Origin of the sequence: Clostridium sp. MCC353 (genome assembly GCF_018785315.1) — a bacterium.
Lineage (GTDB): Bacteria > Bacillota > Clostridia > Lachnospirales > Lachnospiraceae > CHH4-2.
Genome location: NZ_WQPN01000018.1, coordinates 1 through 16,989, shown reverse-complemented (window position 1 = coordinate 16,989; position 16,989 = coordinate 1). Strand labels below are relative to the sequence as shown.

Sequence of the window (16,989 nt, the reverse complement as noted above, 5' to 3'; positions counted from 1 at the left end):
ATAGAATGGTTTATACAAATATATGTGAAGGCCGTGAATCTATGATTATAATCCTCATCTGCCTGCTGGCAGTTTTTCAGGTGACCATGGTGGATTACCTGGTCAACAACCCTGATTATTACCAGTTGGATTCTTATACATGGGAAACCGATGATTTTCGTTCCATGGAACTGGGGGAGCTGATGGCATCCCAGACCTCCATTGATTATGACGCGCTCACAACCCTGATGCTGGATCACGAATATGATCTGAGGGATCAGAAGGAGCTTTCCTATGAGAACAGCGGGGTATTGGCGCGGAAACCGGTGGAATACCGGAAGTTAAAGAACGCCTATGAACGGATTTTGACGGATTTAAAATATTTTCCCATTCCCTTGAGCAGCAGAAACGAAATTCCCGATGTCACCTATGGGGACGGGTGGGGAGATAAACGCAAATACGGAGGGGAACGTCCCCATGAAGGCTGTGATATCATGGGAGCGGAAATGGAACGGGGAACCTATCCTGTGGTCAGCATCAGTGACGGAACCGTGGAAAAGGTGGGATGGCTGGAAAAGGGCGGCTGGAGAATAGGAATCCGAACCCCATCCGGGGCCTATCTTTATTACGCGCATCTGTATCAGTACAGCCAGGAATTTAAAGAAGGGGATAAAGTGACCGCAGGCCAGCTTTTGGGATATATGGGGGATTCCGGTTACAGCACGGTTCCCGGCACTGTTGGCAACTTCGATGTCCATCTCCATTTGGGCATTTATTTAAAAACTGACCATTATGACGAATTGAGCATAAATCCTTATTGGATTTTGCGTTACCTGGAAAAATATCGCCTAAAATACACCTATTAGCACCACGGCAAGGGTTTTTATGATATAATAGTTAGGCACTTTGGCATGGAGGTTCGTGTGAAAAATAATCCTGATGACTTATTTTTCACACCCCAATTTGTGTCGGAGCCACAAATTTGAATCGCAGCTGAGAATCTGAAATTCTCAGCGCGTGCCTACGCAACGCAAAATATGCGTAACGCAAAATATGCGTAACGCAAAATATGCGCAACGCAAAAATATGCGCAACGCAAAAATATGCGTTTAGCAAAATTTGCGCATCAAAACGCTTCGGCATGGAGGTTAACATGAATTTACCTGAGCAATTTACAGAACAAATGAAAGAACTGTTAAAGGATGAATACGGTTCTTATATAAATAGTTTTTCAGAGGACCGGTTTTACGGTCTGCGGGTGAACACCGGAAAGATTTCCCCCAAAGACTTCTCCGACAGGTCCGGGTTCCATTTACAGCCGGTGGCCTGGATTCCCAACGGGTTTTATTACCTGGAATCAGACCGGCCCGCAAAGGATCCGTACTATTACGCGGGGCTGTATTATCTTCAGGAGCCCAGCGCCATGACTCCGGCCAGCCTTCTGCCCGTTGAACCGGGAGATATGGTGCTGGATCTCTGTGCGGCTCCGGGAGGAAAGAGCACGGAATTAGGAGCCAGGCTGAAAGGCCGGGGAATGCTGGTGGCCAATGATATCAGCAATTCCAGAGCCAAATCCCTTTTAAAGAATTTAGAACTGTTGGGAATCCTCAACATCTGCGTTACCAGCGATTCACCGGAACGGTTATCGGCCGTATATCAGGAGTTTTTTGATAAGATTCTGGTGGACGCGCCCTGTTCCGGAGAGGGGATGTTCCGAAAGGACCAGGGCATGATAAAAAGCTGGCTGGAGCATGGACCGGAATATTATGCGCCGGTTCAAAAAGAAATCCTCCTTCAGGCGGCTGCCATGCTGAAGCCGGGAGGATATCTTTTATATTCTACCTGCACATTTTCTGTAATGGAAGATGAAGAAGTGGTAAACTGGCTGCTCGGTCAGCGCCCCGACATGGAACTGGTTTATGTCCCCCTTTGGGAAGGCGCATCAGGAGGGATCGGCCTGGATGGCTGCGTCCGTTTATTTCCCCATAAGATCAAAGGGGAAGGCCATTTTATGGCGCTGTTGAGAAAAAAGGGCGCGCCGGCAGAGGACTTAAACACTGTCCCGGACTATAAACCGGCGGAGCTGGACAAGCTTCCGGAATTAAAAGAATTTCTGGACATGGTTTCCATGCCCATTGATAAAAACAGGCTGGTCAGCCGCCAGGGACTGATCTATTATCTGCCCCAGGGATACAGGCTGGGCCACAAACTCAGATATTTAAGAACCGGGCTTTTGATGGGAGAGGTGAAGAAAAACAGGTTTGAACCATCCCAGGCCCTGGCAATGGCTTTAAAAATGGAAGAGTTTCAAAACAGCCTTTCCTTTGCCCATGACGATCCCCGGGTTATCCGTTATCTGAAAGGGGAAACCATTGTCCTGGAACCGGACGAACCGGAGATCAAGGGCTGGTGCCTGATCTGTGTTGACGGTTATCCCCTGGGCTTTGCCAAAGGGAGCGGCAGAAGCATGAAAAACAAATATTATCCCGGATGGCGGTGGCAGTGATGGGAAAAGAACTCAGATTGGATAAGTATTTGACAGAGATGAACCTGGGCACCAGAAGCCAGATGAAAGAAGCCGCCAAAAAAGGGCGGATTCAGGTCAATGGAGCCGTGGAGAAGAAGACGGACAGAAAGATTGATCCCGACAGGGATACGGTTTCCTTTGACGGGCGGATGATTCGCTACAACAAGTTCGAATATTATATGCTGCACAAACCGGACGGAGTGGTTTCCGCAACGGAAGACCGGATTCACCCCACCGTGACCGGGCTGTTAGGCCCTGATGTGAGAAAAGATCTGTTTCCGGTGGGCCGCCTGGACATCGATACGGAAGGGCTGCTTCTCATGACCAATGACGGGGAGCTGGCCCACAGGCTGCTTTCGCCGAAAAAACATGTGGATAAAGTATATTATGCTGAGGTGGAAGGACGCCTTCCAAAAGATGCCGTCCGGCGTATGGAGGCAGGATTGACCTTAACAGACGGCACCCCGGTTAAACCGGCAAAACTGGTGATAACGGATTTTTCCGATGAGGGCAGCAAGGTGCTGCTGACCATCCGGGAAGGGAAATTCCATCAGGTAAAACGGATGTTTGAGGCCCTGGACTGCCGTGTCTCTTATTTGAAGCGCATGTCTATGGGAACTCTGAAACTGGATGAATCACTGAAACCCGGAGAATTCCGTCCTCTGACGGAAAGAGAATTAAAAGAATTGAAGGAATTGACAAACTATGATGATGAAGAATAAAAAAGCGGTCATATTTGACCTGGACGGAACTCTGGTGGATTCCATGTGGATGTGGAAGGCCATTGACATTGAGTTTTTAGGAAGTTTTGGTTATGAACTGCCGGAAAACCTTCAGAGGGAGATCGAGGGGATGAGCTTTTCCGAAACAGCCGTTTATTTTAAGGAGCGTTTCGCCCTTCCTCTGACGTTGACAGAGATTAAACAGATTTGGACCAATATGTCCATCGATAAATACCGCAATGAAGTGGTATTGAAACCGGGCGCCAGGGAATTTCTCGATTTCCTGAAAGTGCAGGGGATTAAGGCCGGAATCGCTACCAGCAACGGCCGGGAAATGGTGGACGCGGTGATTGAATCATTGAAAATAAGCCCATACTTTCAGGTAGTGACCACCGCCTGTGAAGTGGCTGCCGGAAAACCGGCGCCGGATATTTATTTAAAAGTGGCGGATAAGCTGAACGCCCAACCGGAAAGCTGTATGGTGTTTGAGGATATTCCTGCGGGGATACTGGCCGGAAAACGGGCCGGTATGACCGTATGCGCTATTGAGGATGAATTTTCCAAAGATCTGAAAGAGGAAAAATGTTCCCTGGCGGATTACTTTATCAACGATTATTATGAAATACTGAATGGAGTTATGGCATGATGCACGATTATTTACCCATTAGCAGAACTGATATGAGCATCCGCGGCTGGAACCAGTGTGACTTTGTCTATGTGTCTGGGGATGCCTACGTGGATCACCCTTCTTTCGGCACAGCCATCATAAGCCGTCTGCTGGAAGCCCACGGATATAAGGTGGGGATTATCGCCCAGCCTGACTGGAAAGACAGCAAAAGCATCACCATCCTGGGAAAGCCGCGGCTGGGCTTTCTGGTCTCAGCCGGCAATATGGATTCCATGGTCAACCACTATTCGGTGTCCAAAAAAAGAAGAAAAGAGGATGCCTATACTCCCGGCGGTGTGATGGGGAAAAGGCCGGATTATGCGACCATCGTGTACTGCAACCTGATCAGGTCTGTGTATAAGGATGTTCCTGTGATCATAGGCGGTATTGAAGCCAGCCTGCGGCGTCTGGCCCATTATGACTACTGGTCGGACAAGCTGAAACGCTCCGTACTGCTGGATTCCCAGGCGGACCTGATTTCCTACGGAATGGGAGAGCGGTCGATCGTGGAGATCGCCGACGCTTTGAACAGCGGCATTGACATCAAAGATATTACGTTTATAGACGGGACTGTTTATAAGACTAAGAGCCTGGAATCGGTCTACGATTATAAAATGCTCCCTTCTTTTACAGAGCTCACGTCCAAGAAGGAAGAGTACGCGAAAAGCTACTATATACAATACTGCAATACGGATCCTTTTACAGGGAAACGCCTGGTGGAGCCTTATAAGGATAATCTTTTTGTGGTTCAGAATCCGCCGTCCAAGCCTTTGGACCAGCTCCAGATGGATGAGGTTTACGGCCTGCCCTACATGCGCAATTACCACCCGTCCTATGAGGAAGAAGGCGGAATTCCCGCTATCCGGGAGATTAAATTCAGCCTGATCAGTAACCGGGGCTGTTTCGGCGCCTGCAGTTTCTGTGCCCTGACCTTCCATCAGGGAAGGATTATCCAGGCCAGAAGCCATGAATCACTGATTGAAGAGGCAAAGCTTTTAATCGAAGAGCCAGATTTTAAAGGATATATTCACGATGTGGGCGGGCCGACTGCGGATTTCCGTTTTCCGGCCTGCGAAAAGCAGATGACAAAGGGGGCCTGCCCCAACCGTCAATGCCTCTTTCCCAAACCTTGTGAGAACCTGAGGGCGGATCACAGCGATTATATCGCTCTTTTGAGAAAACTGAGGGCCCTGCCCAAGGTGAAAAAGGTCTTCATCCGTTCCGGGATCCGGTTCGATTATGTGCTGGCCGACCCCAGCCGCAAATTCCTGAAAGAGCTGTGTGAACATCACGTCAGCGGACAACTGAAAGTGGCGCCGGAACATGTGGCCGATAAGGTGCTGTCTAAAATGGGCAAACCACAGAACAGCGTTTACCGGCAGTTTGTAAAAGAATATAAAGAGATGAATTCAAGAATCGGCAAGGAACAGTATCTGGTGCCGTACCTGATGTCCTCCCACCCGGGTTCTTCTATGAAAGAAGCGGTGGAGCTGGCGGAGTATCTGCGGGATCTGGGATATATGCCGGAACAGGTACAGGATTTTTATCCCACCCCGTCCACCATATCCACCTGCATGTACTATACAGGATATGACCCCAGAACCATGGAAAAGGTCTATGTGCCTGTGAATCCCCATGAAAAGGCCATGCAGCGTGCGCTGATCCAGTACCGGAATCCTAAGAATTACGAACTGGTTGCCGAAGCGCTAAAGACAGCCGGGCGCACCGATTTAATCGGCTTCGATAAAAAATGCCTGATCCGTCCGAGGGGCGGGGCCCCGTACAAGCCGGCGGTAAAAGGAGAAGCGGCTCCACAGAAGAAAAAGCCGAAAAAGACCATTCGGAACGTGCATAAAAAAGCGGCAAAACGATGAGACAGGAGGGATTGCTATTATGAAGATTGCGGTTGTGACAGGTGCGTCTTCCGGCATGGGGCGGGAAGCCGCCATTCAGATTGCCGGACGTTTTCCTAAGATTGATGAAATATGGCTGATTGCCCGCAGAATGGACCGTCTGGATGAATTGGAGCAGCAGTTGGATGTGCCGGTTAGGAAGTTTGAAGCCGACCTTTTAAAAACAGAAGACAGGGATATGATTAAACTGGCGCTGGCAAGGAAAAAGCCGGAAGTGAAACTGTTAATCAATGCGGCCGGATTCGGAAAGATCGGCAGGGTTGGAAGTCTGAAGCTTTCCGATGAGACTGCCATGGTACGGTTAAATTGTGAAGCATTGTGTGCAGTCACCCACATGGTGCTGCCATACATGCCAAAAAACAGCCGGATCATGCAGTTTGCGTCTTCGGCAGCATTTCTTCCCCAGCCCAAATTCGCCATTTATGCGGCAACGAAAGCATTTGTACTGAGCTATAGCAGGGCTTTGGCCTGTGAACTGAGAAAAAAGAGAATTTACGTTACCGCCGTCTGTCCGGGACCGGTAAAGACGGAATTTTTTGATATTGCTGAAACAACGGGTAAAATCCCCCTCTATAAACGGCTGGCTATGGCCGATCCGGTGAAGGTGGTCAGCCTGGCTTTCAGGGATTCCATGTGTGGGAGACCTGTTTCCGTATACGGCCCGGTGATGAAGGCATTTTTCCTGCTCTGCAAACTGCTGCCTCACGGATTGATCCTGAAAATAATGGAGATTTTGCAGCGCTGATTTATTAAAGAAGCGGTCCAAACCTGGGGATAAGACCGCATAATACCGCTTCAAACCGGAGGAAAATATGAAAAATACAAACAAACGAGCAAAAGGCCAGTACGGCTATCGGAATTACCGAAGAAAAATACAGATTTTGAAAGTGCTGTTCGGCGCGGTTATGATTATTGCCCAGCTTCTGGCCCGGAACCTGACGGACAATGTGGCGGCCAAGAATATCCTGACGGTTATGGCCATTCTCTCCGTGCTTCCAACGGCCAACGTGGCGTCCCCTCTGCTGGCCTCCTGGCGCTACAGGACTCCATCAGAAGAATTCCATAACAGGGTATCCGCCTATGAGAGTAAGTTTTTGATTTTGTATGACCTGATTCTCACATCAAAAGAAGCTGTGATGCCCATGGATGCCATCGCGGTTCATCCCCATGGTGTATACGCTTACTGTGTCTCTCAGAAAGTGGATACGGCGAAGGCGGAAAAATTCCTGAACGAGATGTTCACCGGGCATAAACTGGATCCACATGTAAAAATTTTCAAAGACGAAGCTTTGTTCTTCAAACGTTTGGAACAGTTGAAACCGGCTTCGGAATATGAAGACGACGGAAGCTGCGGATACAGCCTGGATCTGCTCAAAAGCTTATCCATGTAAAGGAGATGTTGTATCATGCGTCTAATAACGGTCAGCGGCAATGAATCAGGTCAGCGTCTGGACAAACTTTTGACCAAGTATCTGAATCTTGCCGGAAAAAATTTCATCTACAAGATGATGAGAAAGAAAAATATTGTATTGAATGATAAAAAATGTGACGGGTCTGAAAAACTGGCAGCAGGGGATGAGATCAAGCTCTACCTGTCGGAAGAGACGATTGAAAAATTTTCACAGATTAAGGTACAGAAAGTATCGAAAAAGAAACTGGATATTCTCTACGAGGATGACCATATCCTGTTAGTCAATAAGCCTTCGGGCATGTTGTCTCAAAAAGCCAAGGATTCGGATGAGTCCCTGGTGGAGTATATCATCGGCTATCTGTTGGAAAGCAGGGCTCTGACTGAGGAAAATTTAAGAAGTTTCCGCCCTTCGGTCTGCAACCGGCTGGACCGGAATACCAGCGGTCTGGTGGTGGCAGGCAAATCCCTGCCAGGCCTTCAGATCATGGCAGAGGTGTTTAAAGACCGGAGCATTCATAAATATTACCAATGTGTGGTGGCCGGTAAATTGACGGACAAACAGACCATTTCCGGTTATCTGACAAAAGACGAACGCACCAATCAGGTCACAATCCATGAAAGGGAGACGGCTGGCAGCGTTCCGGTAAAAACAGTATATGAGCCCTTATCCTATGTCGGCTCTTATACACTCCTGAAGGTGACGCTGATTACGGGCCGCACCCATCAGATCCGCGCCCATCTGGCTTCCATCGGCCACCCCATCGTGGGGGATTATAAATACGGAATACCGTCTGTCAATGAAGAGGCGAAAAAGAAGTATAAAATCACCTCCCAGATGCTCCATTCCTATCAGATCGTATTCCCAAAACTGCCGGAACCGCTGGAATATTTAAGCGGACGGACCTTTACGGCTCCTCTGCCGGAATCCTTTGAACGCGTGCTGAAAAGCGGTGCGCAGTAGCTGCACAAAAAACGCTCCCACATGGAGGATTATTATGAAAAAGAAATATATACCTATTATTCTGCTGACGCTCTTGCTTGTTATTGCCGGAGCCTGTTTTTTCTATCTGCGGAGGCCGAAAAACGGGGTTGAGGCCCTGCCGTCGGCGGTATATGAGCCGCCTTCCGTGGTCTATTACCTTCAAAAAGACGACCGATGGAAAGAGGACAAACTGGGACAGTCCGTATACACCATGGGCGGGTCCGGCTGTCTGACTTCCTGCATCGCATCGGCGCTTTCCATACAGGCGGAGGAATCATCGCAGCATGAATCATTTACTCCGGGAGAGCTGAACCGGCTCTTTACCGAGAAACAGGTTTATAATGCATCCGGCGATATCGTGTGGGGAGAAATTAAAAATGCCCTCCCGGAAACCACGGTGGAGGTGAAAGCGTCGGTGAGCACAAAACAGATCGATACCTGGCTTGAAAACCGGATCTATCCCCTGGCCCGGGTGAAGAATAACGGAAACGGCCCTTCTCACTGGGTTTTAATCGTTGGCAGCGACGGGGATAATTACCTGTGCATGGATCCGCTCCGGCCGGGAAATGAACCTGTGCCCCTTTCCGTACACGGAAATATGGTTTATTCCATACGGGCCGTGTCCTGGGGCGCCGAATAAAATATGCCGCATTTGCGGCGGAATCGAGGTTATGAATGGGAACCTGGAACAGCAGGGGGCTGCGTGGTTCAACCCTGGAGGATATGATCAATCACAGCAATCAGGTGTACCGGGAACAGAAACTGGCCCTCATCCAGAAAATACCGACGCCGATTACCCCCATTACAATTGCAAAAGAATCCCGGCATATCACGCTGGCCTATTTTGACCAGAAGAGTACGGTGGATTATATCGGCTCCGTACAGGGCATTCCGGTCTGCTTTGACGCGAAGGAATGCGCGGCTAAGACATTTCCGCTCCAGAATGTGCATCCCCATCAGGTAGAGTTTATGAAGGAGTTCGAAGAACAGGGGGGAATCGCATTTCTCATCATTCATTTCACCGCTTTGGACGAAATCTATTACATGCCCTTTGATGAGCTCTACCGGTTTTGGAAACGGATGGAGGACGGAGGGCGGAAAAGCTTTACCTATGAGGAGATGGAGAGGGACTGGAAGATCAGGCGGCATAGAGACATACTGGTACACTATCTTGAAATGATACAAAAGGACTTAAACCGGAAAAGTGGGGAAGATTCGGGAATTAATTGATGGGAAACAATGGTTGACAATTATCTGATTCTTTTCTATAATAAGAAACACGTCATTAAATTATCACTTTACCATATGAAAGTGACCGGCGATACGTGATTAATATCAGGAGGCATTATGAATAATCAGCTTTTACATACACCGGACGGAGTCCGGGACATCTATTCAGAGGAATGTGCCAAAAAAATGGCGGTTCAGGAAAAAATACAGAAAGTCTTCCATCTCTATGGATATCAGAATATAGAGACGCCCACATTTGAGTTTTTTGATATCTTTAAAAAGGAACGGGGGAGCGTGGTGTCCGGCGAGATGTTTAAATTCTTTGACCGGGACAACAATACCCTGGTGCTCCGTCCTGATATGACGCCGTCCATTGCGAGATGTGTGGCTAAATATTTTATGGATGAGACCATGCCTCTGCGCCTTTGTTATCTGGAGCCGACGTTTATCAACAATACCAGCTATCAGGGCCGACTGAAGGAATCCACTCAGACCGGCGTGGAACTGATCGGTGACGATTCCAGCGATGGGGACGCGGAGATGATCGCTATGGTCATACATTCCCTGCTTTCCGTGGGGTTAAAGGAGTTCCAGGTGGAATTAGGACAGGTTGATTTTTTCCGCGGGTTGGTGGAAGAGGCCGGCATGGACGAGGAAACCCAGGAACAGCTCAGGGAACTGATCGAGAATAAAAATTATTTCGGAGTGGAAGAACTGGTGGAATCCCAGCCCATGGAGGATTCTTTGAAACAAGTGTTTTTAAAGCTGCCGGAACTGTTCGGCTCCTTGGAGCAGATATTGGAGGCGAAAAAACTGACGCAGAATAAAAGGGCGGTGCGGGCAGTGGAACGCCTGGAAAACGTGCACCGGATCCTGGCCATGTACGGGCTTTCCGAATACGTATCCTATGATTTAGGCATGCTGAGCAAGTATTCCTATTATACCGGGATCATTTTCAAGGCGTATACCTATGGAACCGGCGATTATGTGGTAAACGGCGGCCGCTATGACAAACTGCTGATACAGTTTGGAAAAGATACTCCGGCAGTGGGATTTGCCATTGTCATTGACCGCCTTATGATGGCTTTGTCCAGACAGAAGATTGAAATCGACGTATCCATGGCCAATACGCTGGTGCTTTATGACATGGATGCCAGGGAACCTGCCATCGCCCTTGCAAGACATTTCCGCACGCTGAATATCGCCTGCGGCCTCATGCGGAAGTCCCAGTCCAAACCGGTTGAAGAGTACAAAGACTATGCGAAGCGGTCCGGAATCAGGAACCTTTTGTATCTGGCACTGGACGGACAGACGGTGCGGGCTATGGACATGCATAAGGATCAGGAAGATCAGATTCCGATCAGCGAATACTTACATTAACGGGGAGGAATTATGAGATATTTGACATTTGCCCTTGCAAAGGGTCGTCTGGCCAACCAGTCGTTGGAATTATTTGAAAAGATCGGAATCACCTGCGAGGAGATGAAGGATAAGTCTTCCAGAAAACTGATATTTACCAATGAAGAGCTGGGATTCCGGTTTTTCCTTGCCAAGGCCAGCGATGTGCCTACCTATGTGGAATATGGGGCGGCCGATATTGGAATCGTGGGAAAGGATACCATACTGGAAGAAGGACGCAAATTATATGAAGTAATGGATCTGGGAATTGGAAAGTGCAGAATGTGCGTTTGCGGACCCCGGCCGGCAGAGGAACTCTTAAAGCACCACGAGATGATCCGCGTTGCGACCAAATACCCCAATATTGCCAAAGATTATTTTTATAATAAAAAACATCAGACTGTGGAAATCATCAAGCTGAACGGATCCATTGAGCTGGCGCCCATTGTAGGGCTTTCAGAAGTGATCGTGGATATTGTGGAAACGGGATCCACCCTCCGTGAGAACGGATTGGACGTTCTGGAAGAGGTGTGCCCGCTGTCGGCCAGGATGGTGGTTAACCAGGTCAGCCTGAAACGGGAAAATGAACGAATTACCGGAATCATACAGGATTTAAAACGTTTGCTGAAGGAACAGCAGGGATAAAGAGAGGTTTTTTATACGCGGATTGAGAAGCCGTCCATACGGCAGAATGTGAGGCAGCTATGAAAATCATTAAATTAGATGAACAGTCGAAACAGAATATTCTGGCGGATCTTTTGAAACGGGATCCGAACAATTATGACAGTTATGCGGATACCGTTCAGCAGATTGTTGACGATGTAAAGGAAAGAAAAGACGAGGCCGTATTTGAATATACGAAAAAATTTGATAAAGCGGTGATCAGTGCAGAGAATATCCGTGTTACCGAAGATGAAATCCGGGAAGCCATGGCCCAGGTGGAGCCGGAGCTTCTGGAGGTCATGAAGAAGGCCATGAAGAACATCCGCAGTTACCATGAGATGCAGGTGCGCCACAGTTGGTTTGATACCAGGCCGGACGGAACTCTGCTGGGGCAGAAGGTTACCGCTCTGGAAAGCGCAGGGGTTTATGTTCCGGGCGGAAAAGCGGCTTATCCGTCTTCTGTCCTGATGAATATCATACCGGCGGAAGTGGCTGGGGTGAAGCGGATCGTGATGGTTACGCCTCCCGGACAGGACGGAAAAGTGAACCCTGTCACCTTGACGGCAGCCCATCTTGCTGGGGCTACGGAGGTTTATAAGGTGGGCGGCGCCCAGGCGGTTGCAGCTTTGGCTTTCGGAACCCAGTCAGTTCCCCGCGTCAATAAAATCGTAGGGCCGGGCAATATCTTTGTGGCGCTGGCGAAAAAGGCCGTATACGGCCATGTGAGCATCGACAGTATTGCGGGGCCCAGCGAGATTCTGGTCATTGCCGATGAATCCGCCAACCCACGTTTTGTGGCCGCCGATCTGTTGTCTCAGGCGGAACACGACGAACTGGCATCCGCCATTCTGGTTACCACCAGCATGGAACTGGCTGAAAAAGTATCGGCCCAGGCAGAGGAATTTACAGAGAAGTTATCAAGAAAAGAAATCCTCAGGAAATCCCTGGATAATTACGGATATATTCTGGTGGTGGACACTTTGGAGGAGGCTATACAGACAGCTAACGACATCGCATCCGAACACCTGGAAATTGTCACAAAGAACCCCTTTGAGGTCATGACAAAGATACAGAATGCAGGAGCCATCTTTATCGGTGAATACAGTTCCGAACCTTTGGGCGACTATTTTGCAGGGCCCAACCACGTTCTCCCCACCAACGGGACGGCGAAATTCTTCTCTCCGCTGGGAGTGGATGATTTTATCAAGAAATCCAGCGTGATTTACTATTCCAGAGAGGCCCTGGAACCGATTCATAAGGACATCATCAAATTTGCAGAAGCAGAACATCTGACCGCCCATGCCAATTCCATACGCGTCAGATTTGAAGACCAGGATTAGGAGGTGCAGAATGAACCGGACAGCGACCATTAACCGTGATACAAAAGAAACAAAAATCAGCCTGACACTCAATCTGGATGGCAGCGGAAAAAGCGACATCCATACGGGAATCGGTTTTTTCGACCACATGCTGGAAGGCTTCGCCCGCCACGGGTTCTTTGATTTAAGCGTACATGTGGATGGGGACCTGGATGTGGACACCCATCATACCATTGAAGATACGGGAATTGTTTTGGGAAAGGCCATTAAAGAGGCGGCCGGTGATAAAAAAGGGATCGCGCGTTACGGCTTTTCCATCCTTCCCATGGATGAAACCTTGGTTCTATGCGCCCTGGACCTGTCGGGGCGTCCGTATTTCCTCTATGATTTAAAACTGGACCGGGAAAAGGTTGGAGATTTGGAGACGGAAATGATCCGGGAATTTTTCTATGCGGTTTCCTATGGGGCGGAGATGAACCTTCATTTTAAACAGCTTGAGGGAATCAACAACCATCATATTATCGAGGGCGCGTTTAAAGCATTTGCCAAGGCCCTGGACCAGGCAACCGGGTTTGATCCGAGGATTACGGGGGTTCTGTCCACAAAGGGCAGTTTATCCTGAAAGAAAGAGAGGACGGTTATGCAGTTATATCCTGCGATTGATATTAAAAATGGAGCCTGTGTCAGGCTGACACAGGGATTATTCGATAATGTAAAGGTATACTCCGACACTCCGGCTGATATGGCAGCACTCTGGGTATCCCAGGGAGCTTCTTTTCTGCATTTGGTGGATTTGGACGGAGCTTTAGCGGGCCGTTCGGTCAATGAAGAAGCTATCAGAAAGATTGTTTCTTCCGTCACTGTTCCGGTACAACTGGGCGGAGGAATCCGAAGCCGTGAAGCGGTGAAAAATATGCTGGATCTGGGAATTTCACGTGTTATTATCGGAACAAAAGCGGTGGAGAATCCGGAATTCATCAGGGATCTGGTGGCTGAATTCGGGTCGGAACGGATTGTGGTGGGCGTCGATGCCAAGGACGGTATGGTGGCCGTTGAGGGATGGGAAAAAATCAGCGCGCTGACTGCTTCCGGCCTCTGTATGAAGATGAAGGAATACGGCGTGAAACATATCGTATATACGGACATCTCAAAGGACGGCATGCTCTCTGGGCCAAATGTGGAATATACCAGAAAGCTGACAGAAGAAACCGGCCTGGATATCATCGCTTCGGGCGGAGTTTCTTCCATGGAGGATCTGGCCTGCCTGTATCAGGCGGGAATCCGGGGAGCCATAATTGGAAAAGCCCTGTATGAAAAAAGGGTGGATTTAAAAGAAGCGGTGGCAGCCTTTGAAACCGTGTAAAATTTTGTGCCGCCTGTATCCGCGGCAGGAATCGAGGAAATATGGAAAGTTATAAAAAATTAATCCCCAGCTTTGCCTGTAAAGAGGGACGCGCCTATATCCGGGATTACGGGGAGGAATATTACAGCGACGATATCATCACATTATGCCGTTTTTACAGCGATAATGGAGCGGATGAACTGTTGATTCACGATATATCCGAGACGGATGAAGATCATGAACGGACCATCGGAATCATAAAAGCGGCTGCCGGCGCCGTAGATATTCCCATCATCGCGGGAGGCCGTGTAAAACGGCTGGAAGACATCAAAAAATATCTGTATGCAGGAGCGAAGGCAGCTTTTTTAGATGTGAGCCTGGAAGACAATATTGATTTGATAAAAGAAGCGGCGGACCGGTTCGGCAGTGAAAAAACATATGCGTATCTATCCGATTTCAGTTATCTGAAACGGACGGAAGAGTTCGTACAGTTAGGCGCTTCCTGCATGATTCTGGATGTGCCTAAGCTGGATCAGGAACAGCTTCTTGACATTTCCGGACATTCGGCGGAGTTTCTGCTGTTTTGCGATGATGACACGGTTTCTTCCATAGCAGCCTGTCTCAAAGTGCCCACGGTAGGCGGCGTAATTCTTACGGCACCGGGGGAGGAGAGCGGCAACTGCATGAAACGGAAGCAGGAACTGAAGGCCAGGGGAATTGTTACCGATACATTTGAATCCTCCATAGAATGGAGGGATTTTAAACGGAATGGAGACGGGCTGGTTCCCGTTATCGTTCAGGATTATAAGACGGATGAGGTTCTGATGCTGTCCTACATGAATGAGGAGGCGTTTAACTCCACTCTGACCACTGGAAAGATGACTTATTACAGCCGAAGCAGGCAGAAACTGTGGCTGAAAGGTGAGACTTCAGGCCATTACCAATATGTAAAGTCTTTGAAACTGGACTGTGATAACGATACTATCCTGGCAAAAGTGAATCAGATCGGAGCGGCCTGCCACACCGGTTCCCGGACCTGTTTTTTCCAGACCCTGGCAGAGAAGGAATACAGGGAAACCAATCCGCTGAAAGTATTTGAAGATGTATTTGCCGTGATCCTGGACAGGAAGGAACATCCAAAAGAAGGCTCCTATACCAATTACCTGTTTGATAAGGGGATTGATAAAATATTAAAGAAACTGGGAGAAGAGGCGACGGAAATTGTGATCGCTGCTAAAAATCCCAACCCGGAAGAGATCAAATATGAAATCGCTGATTTCTTATATCACATGATGGTTTTAATGGCTGATAAGGGAATTGGCTGGGAAGAAATTACAGACGAATTATCGAGACGGTAACAGCACGTGAGGATTTTAATATATCGGTTGACATAATAATTTTATGTAAACCATTTGCGCAAATCATTTGGAAAACAAAATGGAAAGGCTGGCAGCTCTTGCTGCTGGCTTTTTAAATTCTTTTGTGATATAGTTGTTTTAATTACATTTTTATTGACAGGAGGACAAAATATGGTCAGCGGTGTTCTTGAACGGTTTTTAAAATATATTTCATTCGATACCCAGTCGAAACCGGATGTGGCTGCGATACCCAGTACGGAAAAACAGCGGGATTTGGCAGAGTTTCTGGCGGAGGAACTAAAATCTCTCGGCGCCCAGCATGTACGGGTGGATGAGAATTCTTATGTTTACGCGTCCATCCCGGCAACGGATGGAAAGGATACGCCCGCGCTGGGCTTTATCGCCCATATGGACACGTCCTTTGATTATCCGGGCGGAGGGGTGAAACCTCAGATCATAAAAGATTATGACGGCAGTGACATTCTGCTTAACGGGGAAAATGGTCTGAGCCTTTCGCCGGCTGAGTTCCCCGACTTATTGGATTACAAGGGACAGGATCTGATCACCACGGACGGATCAACATTGTTAGGCGCTGACGATAAGGCCGGAATTGCGGAAATTTTGACCATGGCGGATTATTTTTTATCCAACCCGCAGATTCCCCACGGGCCGGTTCAGATCGCTTTCACCCCTGATGAAGAGGTGGGTAGGGGAACGGATTGTTTTGATATTTCTGTTTTTGGCGCTGATATCGCATATACGGTGGACGGCGGCAAAATAGGAGAACTGGAATATGAGAATTTTAATGCGGCTTCCGGAAAAGTTCATATCCGCGGTTCCAATATCCATCCGGGAAGCGCTAAGGGCAAGATGAAAAATGCTATTTTAATCGGAATGGAATTCCAGTCTCTGCTCCCGGCCTTTGAAAATCCCATGTACACAGAGGGATATGAAGGCTTCTACCATCTCAATGACATCCATGGAGATGTGGAAGAGGCACACTTAAACTATATCATCCGGGATCATGATAAGACTAAATTCAGCCAGAAAAAGGAATTATTTTTGAAAGCAGCCGGTTTTCTGAATCAGAAGTATGGGAATGATACGGTTCTGGCTGAGGTGAAGGACAATTATTATAATATGAGGGAAAAGATTGAACCACATATCTATATGATTGATCTGGCCCGTGAATCCATGGAAGAGTTATCCATAACTCCCCAAATCTGCCCGATCCGCGGCGGCACGGACGGAGCCCGTTTATCGTATCAGGGCCTGCCATGCCCTAATCTCTGCACCGGCGGACACAATTTCCATGGAAAATATGAGTTCATCTGTATCCAGTCCATGGAGAAGATCGTGGACCTGCTGATAAAAATCGTGGAAAATCTTCATAAAATGTATTCGTAATTGTATCGCCGGGAATCCGGGGAACGCAGACGAATGTGAAACCAGACGGAAGGCCGTCCGGAAACACCGGG

The 16,989-nt window shown here is 48.4% G+C and carries 17 protein-coding genes; all 17 read left to right on the top strand.

The annotated features are described in order from the left end of the window. Nucleotides 1-41: 41 nt before the first annotated feature. The 17 genes from GPL15_RS04650 to pepT all read left to right on the top strand — a co-directional run bounded on the left by GPL15_RS04650 (nt 42) and on the right by pepT (nt 16,918). Nucleotides 42-845: a M23 family metallopeptidase gene (locus GPL15_RS04650; RefSeq protein WP_215696475.1), complete on the top strand. Its 804-nt coding sequence runs from the start codon at nt 42-44 to the stop codon at nt 843-845. 287 nt (nt 846-1,132) lie between these two features. Further along, the gene (locus GPL15_RS04645; RefSeq protein WP_215696473.1) at nt 1,133-2,485 is read left to right on the top strand and encodes an RsmB/NOP family class I SAM-dependent RNA methyltransferase; all 1,353 of its coding nucleotides are present in this window, start codon (nt 1,133-1,135) and stop codon (nt 2,483-2,485) included. Beyond that, nucleotides 2,485-3,228 (top strand): pseudouridine synthase, encoded by a 744-nt coding sequence (locus GPL15_RS04640; protein WP_252198097.1) that lies wholly within the window; start codon nt 2,485-2,487, stop codon nt 3,226-3,228. Before GPL15_RS04645 ends, GPL15_RS04640 begins: the two co-directional genes overlap by 1 nt. Beyond that, the gene (locus GPL15_RS04635) at nt 3,212-3,874 is read left to right on the top strand and encodes an HAD family phosphatase (RefSeq protein WP_215696469.1); all 663 of its coding nucleotides are present in this window, start codon (nt 3,212-3,214) and stop codon (nt 3,872-3,874) included. The genes GPL15_RS04640 and GPL15_RS04635 overlap by 17 nt, the downstream gene beginning before the upstream one ends. After that, nucleotides 3,871-5,769 carry a YgiQ family radical SAM protein gene (locus tag GPL15_RS04630; RefSeq protein ID WP_215696467.1) on the top strand — a complete coding sequence of 633 codons (1,899 nt, stop codon included), beginning with the start codon at nt 3,871-3,873 and terminating at the stop codon, nt 5,767-5,769. Before GPL15_RS04635 ends, GPL15_RS04630 begins: the two co-directional genes overlap by 4 nt. A 19-nt stretch (nt 5,770-5,788) precedes the next feature. Continuing rightward, nucleotides 5,789-6,553 carry an SDR family NAD(P)-dependent oxidoreductase gene (locus GPL15_RS04625; protein WP_215696466.1) on the top strand — a complete coding sequence of 255 codons (765 nt, stop codon included), beginning with the start codon at nt 5,789-5,791 and terminating at the stop codon, nt 6,551-6,553. A gap of 67 nt (nt 6,554-6,620) precedes the next feature. Then, the gene (locus GPL15_RS04620) at nt 6,621-7,199 is read left to right on the top strand and encodes an O-linked GlcNAc transferase-like protein (RefSeq protein ID WP_215696465.1); all 579 of its coding nucleotides are present in this window, start codon (nt 6,621-6,623) and stop codon (nt 7,197-7,199) included. A 15-nt stretch (nt 7,200-7,214) separates the two neighbouring features. Continuing rightward, nucleotides 7,215-8,180 carry an RluA family pseudouridine synthase gene (locus GPL15_RS04615; RefSeq protein ID WP_215696464.1) on the top strand — a complete coding sequence of 322 codons (966 nt, stop codon included), beginning with the start codon at nt 7,215-7,217 and terminating at the stop codon, nt 8,178-8,180. A 34-nt stretch (nt 8,181-8,214) separates the two neighbouring features. Further along, nucleotides 8,215-8,841: a hypothetical protein gene (locus tag GPL15_RS04610; protein ID WP_215696463.1), complete on the top strand. Its 627-nt coding sequence runs from the start codon at nt 8,215-8,217 to the stop codon at nt 8,839-8,841. 35 nt (nt 8,842-8,876) lie between these two features. Then, complete coding sequence (locus tag GPL15_RS04605; protein ID WP_215696462.1) at nt 8,877-9,431, top strand: Holliday junction resolvase RecU; 555 nt, start codon at nt 8,877-8,879, stop codon at nt 9,429-9,431. 117 nt (nt 9,432-9,548) lie between these two features. Then, nucleotides 9,549-10,811, top strand: a complete 1,263-nt coding sequence (gene hisZ, locus GPL15_RS04600; protein WP_252198096.1) for an ATP phosphoribosyltransferase regulatory subunit — start codon at nt 9,549-9,551, stop codon at nt 10,809-10,811. Nucleotides 10,812-10,823: 12 nt separating this feature from the next. Then, nucleotides 10,824-11,474: an ATP phosphoribosyltransferase gene (gene hisG, locus GPL15_RS04595; RefSeq protein ID WP_215696461.1), complete on the top strand. Its 651-nt coding sequence runs from the start codon at nt 10,824-10,826 to the stop codon at nt 11,472-11,474. A 59-nt stretch (nt 11,475-11,533) separates the two neighbouring features. After that, the gene (gene hisD, locus GPL15_RS04590) at nt 11,534-12,832 is read left to right on the top strand and encodes a histidinol dehydrogenase (RefSeq protein WP_215696460.1); all 1,299 of its coding nucleotides are present in this window, start codon (nt 11,534-11,536) and stop codon (nt 12,830-12,832) included. A 10-nt stretch (nt 12,833-12,842) separates the two neighbouring features. Further along, nucleotides 12,843-13,433, top strand: a complete 591-nt coding sequence (gene hisB / locus GPL15_RS04585) for an imidazoleglycerol-phosphate dehydratase HisB (RefSeq protein ID WP_215696458.1) — start codon at nt 12,843-12,845, stop codon at nt 13,431-13,433. Between the two features lie 18 nt (nt 13,434-13,451). After that, a complete protein-coding gene (gene hisA, locus GPL15_RS04580; protein WP_215696456.1) occupies nt 13,452-14,174 on the top strand; it encodes a 1-(5-phosphoribosyl)-5-[(5-phosphoribosylamino)methylideneamino]imidazole-4-carboxamide isomerase in 723 nt (240 codons plus the stop codon). 41 nt (nt 14,175-14,215) lie between these two features. Continuing rightward, entirely contained in the window at nt 14,216-15,511 is a 1,296-nt protein-coding gene (hisIE, locus tag GPL15_RS04575; protein ID WP_215696455.1) for a bifunctional phosphoribosyl-AMP cyclohydrolase/phosphoribosyl-ATP diphosphatase HisIE, read from the top strand. Between the two features lie 171 nt (nt 15,512-15,682). Beyond that, nucleotides 15,683-16,918, top strand: coding sequence for a peptidase T (gene pepT / locus GPL15_RS04570; RefSeq protein ID WP_215696453.1), 1,236 nt, complete (start codon nt 15,683-15,685; stop codon nt 16,916-16,918). Nucleotides 16,919-16,989 lie beyond the last annotated feature (71 nt).